General features: G+C 73.1%; 9 protein-coding genes and 1 pseudogene. 6 read left to right on the top strand and 4 right to left on the bottom strand.

Annotation, left to right across the window (positions count from 1 at the left end; all coding sequences use genetic code 11):
- From VR45_RS36465 to VR45_RS36450, 4 genes are all read right to left on the bottom strand, one after another.
- A partial coding sequence (locus VR45_RS36465; RefSeq protein WP_045944222.1) for a hypothetical protein occupies positions 1–766 on the bottom strand: 766 nt, incomplete at its 3' end.
- A 72-nt stretch (positions 767–838) separates the two neighbouring features.
- A complete protein-coding gene (locus VR45_RS47525; RefSeq protein ID WP_045944221.1) occupies positions 839–1,147 on the bottom strand; it encodes a hypothetical protein in 309 nt (102 codons plus the stop codon).
- A 50-nt stretch (positions 1,148–1,197) separates the two neighbouring features.
- A complete protein-coding gene (locus tag VR45_RS36455) occupies positions 1,198–1,635 on the bottom strand; it encodes a hypothetical protein (protein WP_159394487.1) in 438 nt (145 codons plus the stop codon).
- Between the two features lie 150 nt (positions 1,636–1,785).
- Positions 1,786–2,781 (bottom strand): zinc-dependent alcohol dehydrogenase family protein, encoded by a 996-nt coding sequence (locus VR45_RS36450; protein ID WP_045944219.1) that lies wholly within the window; start codon positions 2,779–2,781, stop codon positions 1,786–1,788.
- Positions 2,782–2,946: 165 nt separating this feature from the next.
- Between VR45_RS36450 and VR45_RS36445 the strand changes: the two genes are divergently transcribed.
- The 6 genes and pseudogenes from VR45_RS36445 to VR45_RS36420 all read left to right on the top strand — a co-directional run.
- Entirely contained in the window at positions 2,947–3,300 is a 354-nt protein-coding gene (locus VR45_RS36445) for a helix-turn-helix transcriptional regulator (RefSeq protein ID WP_045944218.1), read from the top strand.
- Positions 3,301–3,342: 42 nt separating this feature from the next.
- Positions 3,343–4,095 (top strand): tyrosine-protein phosphatase, encoded by a 753-nt coding sequence (locus VR45_RS36440; RefSeq protein WP_045944217.1) that lies wholly within the window; start codon positions 3,343–3,345, stop codon positions 4,093–4,095.
- A gap of 350 nt (positions 4,096–4,445) precedes the next feature.
- Entirely contained in the window at positions 4,446–4,853 is a 408-nt protein-coding gene (locus VR45_RS36435; protein WP_045944216.1) for a hypothetical protein, read from the top strand.
- 142 nt (positions 4,854–4,995) lie between these two features.
- Positions 4,996–5,835: an ATP-binding cassette domain-containing protein gene (locus tag VR45_RS36430; protein WP_063772612.1), complete on the top strand. Its 840-nt coding sequence runs from the start codon at positions 4,996–4,998 to the stop codon at positions 5,833–5,835.
- Between the two features lies 1 nt (position 5,836).
- Positions 5,837–7,135, top strand: coding sequence for a hypothetical protein (locus tag VR45_RS36425; RefSeq protein WP_045944215.1), 1,299 nt, complete (start codon positions 5,837–5,839; stop codon positions 7,133–7,135).
- A 23-nt stretch (positions 7,136–7,158) separates the two neighbouring features.
- Positions 7,159–7,393, top strand: a pseudogene (locus VR45_RS36420) (hypothetical protein); the annotation flags it as partial.

The following is a 7,393-nucleotide window of genomic DNA, read 5'->3' as shown; positions in this document are numbered from 1 at the left end:
GGGTGAACCGGCCCACGCACTCCCCGTCCAGCACCAGCTTCACCTGGGCGGCACCCGGCCGGGCCCCGTCGTCGAGCAGCGGGGTGCCGTGCAGCTCGCAGGTCGGCACGCCGCCGCGCATCCGCGGCAGCATCACCCGCCCGCCGCGGTGCACGCTGTAGAGGCTGCACCGCGCGTCCGGGCAGCGCCAGGCCCGCCCGACCACCTCGACCAGCGGTTTGCGGGCGGCGGTCAGCAGCCCCTGCTTCTTGAGCGCGGACAGCTCCATCTTCTTGGAGATCTCCGCGCCGGTCCGGTGCCCCATGTCCAGCGGCGCCAGCCGGACCGCGCCCCGCCCGGCCGCCTCCGGCCGCAGGAACTGCCAGGTGTTGCCCTGGATCCACGGGTGCTCGATCCGGTGGTCGTCGTAGTAGTCGCCGGTCACCACCTGGATCCCGGTCATGCCGGCGATCTCCAGCACCCGTTCGTCGGCGTCCGGCACCTCCTCGACCAGCCCCTCCGCGACCCAGCGGGCCAGCGTCGGCGCGTCCCCGGGCTCGGTGAACTCCCGCCGCCCGCCCAGCAGGCTGCGGTCGGCGACGCAGTAGACGGCCACCCGCCGGTCCCCGGTGAGCCGCACCAGCGCGTCCACCACCAGGCCCAGCCGGTGCAGCGACCTCGGCGCGGGCCCCCCGAAGTCGGTGCGGCGGACGATGTTGGAGAGCTCGACCAGGTAGTCCGCCCGGTCCGCGGACGTGGCGAGGTTGCGGTCGATACCGTGCTCCATCGGGCCTCCGCGCGCTCGTCCGGCACGGGCCGCCCCGGACGACCGTCCCCACGACCCGTCACATCCTCCCCATCATCGCCGATCCCAATCCGGAGCGGGAGCCTGATCCGTTGTCGCATCGGGGTCCGCGTTCAGGGCCGCGTTCGGGCCCGCGTTCGGGGCCGCGTTCGGGCCCGCGTTCAGGGCCGCGTTCGGGGCCGCGTTCGGGCCCGGCAGCGCGTCGACGATCCGGTCGACCGCACGGTCCCGCGTCCACGGCGGGAAGCGCGGGATCCGGCGCAGCCCCTCCCGGTCGAACACCGGCTCCCCGGCCCGGCGTTCCCGGTGCCCCAGCCGGGCACCGTCCGGCTCGTACCGCAGTGGTCCGTACATCGACGCCATTCCGTGCTCCTCGAGAATCGGCCGGGCTGCGCGGCCCGGGAACGTCGGTGTCACGCGGGGAGGGCGGCGGTACGGGTCGTCTCCAGTTCGGTCACCAGTTGCTCGACCCGCTCGTTCTGCGTGTTTCCCCCCGTCCCGTAGCCCGCCAGGATCGACAGCTGGTCGACCTTGCCGGAGGCCAGCACCAGCTCCGGAACGTTGGAGGAGAACACCGTCCCGGTCACAACGGCGGACTTCACCTCCTGGACCTCGGACCACGGGTAGGAGCGCGAGTTGAGCAGTCCGGAGTACTTCACACCGGAGGCGCCGAAGGACACGCCGAACATCGGGGCGCGGAGCGTCAACACCAGGCCCGGAACTCCGAATACGGCGATGGGGACGAGGTCGTCGACCCTGGTGCTCGACGCGGCCACGGCCACGGCCGTCAGCAAGCAGACGAGTCCGACCAGGAAGTAGGCGATCGCCCACGGAGTGCGCCTCTTCTGCATGGTCCGCCCCCGTTCTGTCGTGCGCCGGATCGTACTCGACGACGGTCTTCGGGACCGCCCGACCTTGTCGCCGATCGTCTCCGTCGAGGCCGCCCGGTCGGCGTGGCCGTAGATGACGACCGGCATCACGACCCTGTTACCCATAAACCGTCAGTGGTCGACCCTCACCACGATCTTGCCGATCTGACTGCCGCCCTCCAGGTACCGATGGGCGTCGGCGATCTCCTCGAAGGGGAAGACCCGGTCCACCGCGGGCTCGAAGGCACCGGTGCGCAGACCGGAGGCGACGAAGGCCTCGGCGCGGCGCAGGCCCTCGGGGTCGGTGGTGATCTCGTGCAGGGTGTAGCTGCGCATGGACTTGCCCTTCATCACCGGCATCGGTGGGAACGGGGTGTCCTCTCCGCTGAGGGCGCCGTAGAGGAGAAGGGTGCCGCCCTGGGCGAGGGCGCGGGCGAGGTCGACGACACCGGGCCCGGCGACGGCGTCGAAGGCGAGGTCCGCGCCCCGGCCGCCGGTCAGCTCCAGGACGCGGGCGGCGAGGTCCTCCTCCTCGGTGACGACGACCTCGGCGGCACCGGCCTTCAGCAGGGCCTCGCGCTTGGCCGGGGTGCGGGTGGTGGCGATCGGGACGGCGCCGACCCGGTTGGCGGTCCGGATCGCCGCCAGACCCACGCTGCTGGAGGCCGCCGTGATGACCACGGTGTCGCCGGCCCGCAGGCCTCCGGCCTCCACCATGGCGCCGTACGCGGTGACATAGGGCATCCAGACCGCCGCACCGCCGACCGCGTCGAGCCCTTCGGGCCGGTGCACCACCGCGTTCGCCGGGACGACCGCCCGCTCCGCGTAGACGGCGTAGTCGTTCATGGAGAAGGCCGGCACCACGCTGATCGCGTCGCCGACGGCGAACCCGGTCACGGCCGGGCCGACCGCCTCGACGACACCTGCGGCCTCGCTGCCGAGGCGGCCGGGGAACTCCCGGACGTCCTCGATGTACTGGCCGGTGCGGTACAGCACCTCGGCGCGGTTGAGGCCGATCGCGTCGATGCGGACCAGCAGGTCGCCGGGGCCGGGATCGGCGATCGGCGCCTCCTCCAGCCGCAGCACCTCGGGCCCGCCCAGCTCGTGGAACAGCACGGTCCTGACCATGGTTCAACTTCCTTTCGGTGCAGGTGATCAACGCGTTCTCGCGCTGCCCAGCCAAGCCCAAAGTACGGTGGGTGTCAAACTTTGATTCCGGTCGTACTTCGACCCATCTCGTACTTCGACCAGTGTCGTACGATGGCCGACCACAGGACAGGAGGCCGACCACCGATGGCCCGAACCGCACCGCGCACCGGCTCCACCCCCGCCCGGGACCGCGTCCCCCCGCACCCCGACCTGCGGACGATCACGCTCCAGCAGGTACTGGAGGCCCTCGTCGACCCGGTGCGGCGGCAGATCGTCCGTGCGCTGCACGCGGCCGGCGAGGACCTGCCGTGCGGGGTGATCGAGCTGCCGGTCAGCAAGTCGACCGCCACCCACCACTTCCACGTCCTGCGCGAGGCCGGACTGATCCGCCAGCACTACGTGGGCACCTCGCGGATGAACGCGCTGCGGGGCGAGGAGTTCGCGGAGCGCTTCCCCGGCCTGCTGGAGGCGCTGGTCGCAGCGCCCGAGCACCCCTGAGCGGCCGTCGGCCGCAGCGGACCGGCCCGATAGGGTGCGAACATGACACGCCACATCGCCTTCGAGGGACCGCACAACTTCCGTGACCTGGGCGGCTACCCGACCGCCGACGGGCGGACGGTCCGGTGGGGGCGGCTCTACCGCTCGGCCTCGCTCGGCACGCTCACCTCGCCCGCCGACCAGGAACGGTTCCGGGCGCTGGACATCGGCACCGTGATCGACCTGCGCTACCCGTGGGAGATCGCCCGCAAGGGCCGGCTGCCAGAGCTGGAGGGCGTCGCGTACCACAACCTCTCGATCGAGCACCGGCCGTACGACCAGGCCGAGATCGACCCGGACCTCGACCCGTGGCGCTACCTGGCGGATCGTTTCGCCGAGGTGGCCGAGGACGGCGTCGCGGAGATCCGCACCGTCCTGGAACTGATCGCCGACGCGGACCGGCCGGTCGTGTTCCACTGCGCCTCGGGCAAGGACCGCACCGGGCTGATCGCCGCACTGGTGCTGAGCCTGCTCGGCGTCGGCGAGGACGACGTGGCCGCCGACTTCGCGCTCACCGAACTCGCCACCGCGCGGCTGGTGGCCGACTGGCACGCCGCCAACCCGGGGCGCACGCTGCGCTGGCCGGGCTTCGGACGCGCGCCGGAGGACGTGATCCGGCTCGTGCTCGCGGACCTGACCGCCACCCACGGCTCGGTCCACGCCTATGCCACCGGCACGGTCGGGGTGGACGAGGCGCTGATCGGCCGGCTGCGCGCGCGGCTGCTTCCGGACCGGCTCGAGGGCGCCCAGCGGTAAGCCGGAACCAGCCAGGGCGATACCGGAGCGACAATCACATGAAAAAGGAATCGGTCGAGCAGTAGAAGAAAAGCGAACATTGCGGATCGATTTTCGCCGGAAAGGCGTTCGGACCGGGAGATTTCGACGACCCTCGATCATCCGCTTGCCAGAGTTCCGCTCTCCGGCCACGCCTGCCCGAATGGCTGGAAAAAATAGTGCTGGCCACCTGTTCGTGCACGCTAAGGTCATTTCCGCAGGGGCTCGGCCGACCGGGTGACCGCGACCGTTACGGTCGAACCTCCGCTCGTTTCCTTCTGCCTGCATGGCGCCGCCCGACCGGCGGCGCCACCGGACTGATCGGACGGACCATGGACGCAGAGAACCGCTCCGGCCGCATGCTCCGCGGCCTGCTGGTGACCGCCGCGCTGCTCGGCTTCGCCGGCGCCACCCCTGCCCTCGCCGAGGGCTCCTGGGCGTCCTACATCAGCAGTTGGGGCCCCGGCTCGGAGTCCCGCCGATGGGCGGACAGCGACCGCGACGACGTCGCCACCTCCGTCACCTTCCAGGGCTGCCAGACCGGGAACAACGACTTCAAGGACGCCGACCTCCAGCTCTACAAGGACGTCTTCGGGCCCGACAAGGCCTATGGACACCGCTCCAACCACTGCGACACCTCCAGCTGGGGCGACCAGAGCGCCGGCGACTACTACTTCATGCTGGAGGGCGTGCGCAGCGGCTCCAGGCTCTGGGTGGACACCGTGACCACCCGGTACTGAGCACCGTCACCCGGGCCGCGCTCTCCTCCCGCCTCCGCGGCCCGCCCTCACCGACTCACCCCCTCGACGTGCGGAGCCGGCGGCCGCCCCCGCCCGCCGGCACCCCGCGCCCCTTTCCCGAGCGAAATGCGTCGACCCTGCCATGGCCCTTGAATTCCAGCGCATCGAATTCCAGTACGGCCGGAAGGCCTGTCTCTTCACCGGCCTCGATCTGCGGATCGACAATCCGGCCACCGTCCTGCTCGGCCCCAACGGCGCGGGCAAATCCACCCTCATGGCCCTCGCCGCCTCGCAGTTGAGCCCGCACCGGGGGTCCGTCAGCTGGCACGGCGTCAATCCGGCGGCCGGCGCGGGCGACCGGGCCGCCTACCGGCGCGCGGTGGCCTGGCTGCCGCAACAGATCACCCCGGTCCCGGGCCTCAGCGTCCGCGAACAGGTCGCGTACTGCGGCTGGTTGAAGGGCATGTCCAGGGCCGCCGCCTGGCGGGCCTCGGCGGTGGCGCTCGCCCGGGTCGGCCTCGGCGAGCTGGCCGACCGGGCCGGACACCGGCTGTCCGGCGGCCAGTTGCGCCGGATGGGCATCGCCGGCTGCCTCGCCCACCACAGCGAACTGATCCTGATGGACGAGCCGACCGCCGGCCTCGACCCCACCCAGCGGGCGGTGTTCCGCGCCCTGGTGGAGGAGTTGACGAGCGAGGTGAACGTGATCGTCTCCACCCATCAGACCGAGGACCTCATCGGGACGTACCGGCAGGTGGTGGTGCTGGACCGGGGGCAGGTCAGATTCCAGGGGGCCACCGAGGACTTCCACGCGCTGGCGGCCGAGGGCGGGACGGCGGCCGGGTCCGGGAAGGGGTCCGAGTACGGGGCCGACGACTCCGGCCGTCCGACGCCGGCCGTCCCGGGAACGGGAACCGGAACCGCCGCGGGTGCGCCGAGCGCCGAGGCCGCGTACGCGCGCCTGATCGAGCGGGAGACCTGACATGCTGCTGCGCACCGTCCTGAGGGTCTCGGCGGGCACCCGGGTGCTGCCGTTCCTGCTCGGCTTCGTCCTGGTCGCGCTCGGCGACGAGCTGACCGCCTGGGTCACCCCGGCCTACGGGCTCGCCGCCGCCGGGCACGCCAGCCTCGCGCTGCCGTTCGCCTGCGCGGCCTGCGCCGCCGCCGGCGCCTGGGAGGGCGGCCGGCTGCACCGGGGCGGTGTGTTCAGCCGCTCGCCGGTGCGCTCCGCGCTGGCCATCACCACCCCGGTGCTGCTGCCGGTCGCGCTGATGGGCGGGCTCGGCATGCTCGCCGCGCTCACCACGGCGGCGCTGGCCGGCGGCACGGCGGACGGCGTGCCCCAGCCGGGCGTCCTCGCCGTCTGGGCCGGCCTGCTGCTCGCCAACACCCTGGTCGGCTCGGTCGTCGGCCGGGTGCTCGCGCCGGTGGTCGCCGTCCCGCTCGCACTGATCAGCAGCTTCGTCCTGAACGCCTACCCGGTCGCCTTCGACACCTACTGGCCGCGACACCTGGTCGGCGGCGGACTGTCCGACTGCTGTGCGGTGGACCAGGTACTGGACGGGCGGGCGGTGGCGGCCTCGCTGGCCTTCTCCGGGGCGGTCTGCGCGGCTGCGGTCCTGCTGGTCCGACGGCACGGGAGCCCGCTCGCCCTCGCCGCCGCGCTCGCGGTCACGGCGGGCGGGGTCGCGCTGGGCGGCTGGACCGCCCGCGACCTCGGCCCCGAACCGGTGCGTCCCCGGTCCTCCGCCGCGCTGCGCTGCGACTCCGGACAGCCGCGCGTCTGCCTCTGGCCCGAGCTCGGCGCCGCCCGCTCGGTGCTGGTCCGCGAGAAGGTCCGGCGGACGACCGAGGTCCTGGCCGGACGAGGCGTCCCCGTCCCGGCGGTGTTCACCATGGCCGCCCGGCCCGGTCCGGGCGAGGCCGGGCTCGGGGTCCCGACCGACGCGCGGGCGCCGGACGTCACCGCCGCCGTGATCGGCGGACTGCTCCCCCGCACCCCGGACTGCGCCCGCCGGGGCGACCCCTACCCCGCCGCGGCCGCCACCGGCACGGCCACCGCCTGGCTCACCGCCACCGCGACCGGGGCCACCGGAACCCCTGGGAGCACCGCCGACGGCCGCTTCACCCCGGCCGACAGCGCCCGCGCGGCCCAACTGCTCCAGCTGCCCGAGGCCGTCCAGCTCGCCTGGTACCGGAACACCCTGGACGCCCTGGCCGACTGCGGCACCCTGCCCCCTCCGGTCCCGCACAGCGGCGCGACGATCGGGGGTGAGCGGTGATCTGGTGGTGCAAGGCACGCGCGGTGCCACTGCTCGTGGCCGTCCTCGTCGGGACGGTCGCCGCCGGTCTGCTCCTCGGCGACGGCGAACTACCGGTGCCGGCGCTGCACGGCCAGGCCGGGCATTTCCTGCTCGCGCACGTGATCACGCTGCTCCCGGCGGTGTTCCTGCTGTACGGGCTGGGCCGGGGCGATCTGCGGACCGAGACCGTCGCCGGCCGCTTCCTGCGCGGCCTGGACGTCGGCCTCGCGCTCACCC

The sequence above is a fragment of the Streptomyces sp. NRRL S-495 genome, from assembly GCF_000966955.1.
Lineage (GTDB): Bacteria > Actinomycetota > Actinomycetes > Streptomycetales > Streptomycetaceae > Kitasatospora > Kitasatospora purpeofusca.
The sequence above is the reverse complement of the archived record's forward strand: the minus strand, read 5'-3'. Positions and strand labels throughout refer to the sequence as shown.

Excerpts from the sequence above, each read along its gene's own strand:
- VR45_RS36440 (WP_045944217.1), top strand. The coding sequence starts at position 3,343 with ATGACACGCCACATCGCCTTCGAGGGACCGCACAACTTCCGTGACCTG.
- VR45_RS36425 (WP_045944215.1), top strand. The coding sequence starts at position 5,837 with ATGCTGCTGCGCACCGTCCTGAGGGTCTCGGCGGGCACCCGGGTGCTG.
- VR45_RS36445 (WP_045944218.1), top strand. The coding sequence starts at position 2,947 with ATGGCCCGAACCGCACCGCGCACCGGCTCCACCCCCGCCCGGGACCGC.
- VR45_RS36455 (WP_159394487.1), bottom strand. The coding sequence starts at position 1,635 with ATGCAGAAGAGGCGCACTCCGTGGGCGATCGCCTACTTCCTGGTCGGA.
- VR45_RS47525 (WP_045944221.1), bottom strand. The coding sequence starts at position 1,147 with ATGGCGTCGATGTACGGACCACTGCGGTACGAGCCGGACGGTGCCCGG.
- VR45_RS36435 (WP_045944216.1), top strand. The coding sequence starts at position 4,446 with ATGGACGCAGAGAACCGCTCCGGCCGCATGCTCCGCGGCCTGCTGGTG.
- VR45_RS36450 (WP_045944219.1), bottom strand. The coding sequence starts at position 2,781 with ATGGTCAGGACCGTGCTGTTCCACGAGCTGGGCGGGCCCGAGGTGCTG.
- VR45_RS36430 (WP_063772612.1), top strand. The coding sequence starts at position 4,996 with ATGGCCCTTGAATTCCAGCGCATCGAATTCCAGTACGGCCGGAAGGCC.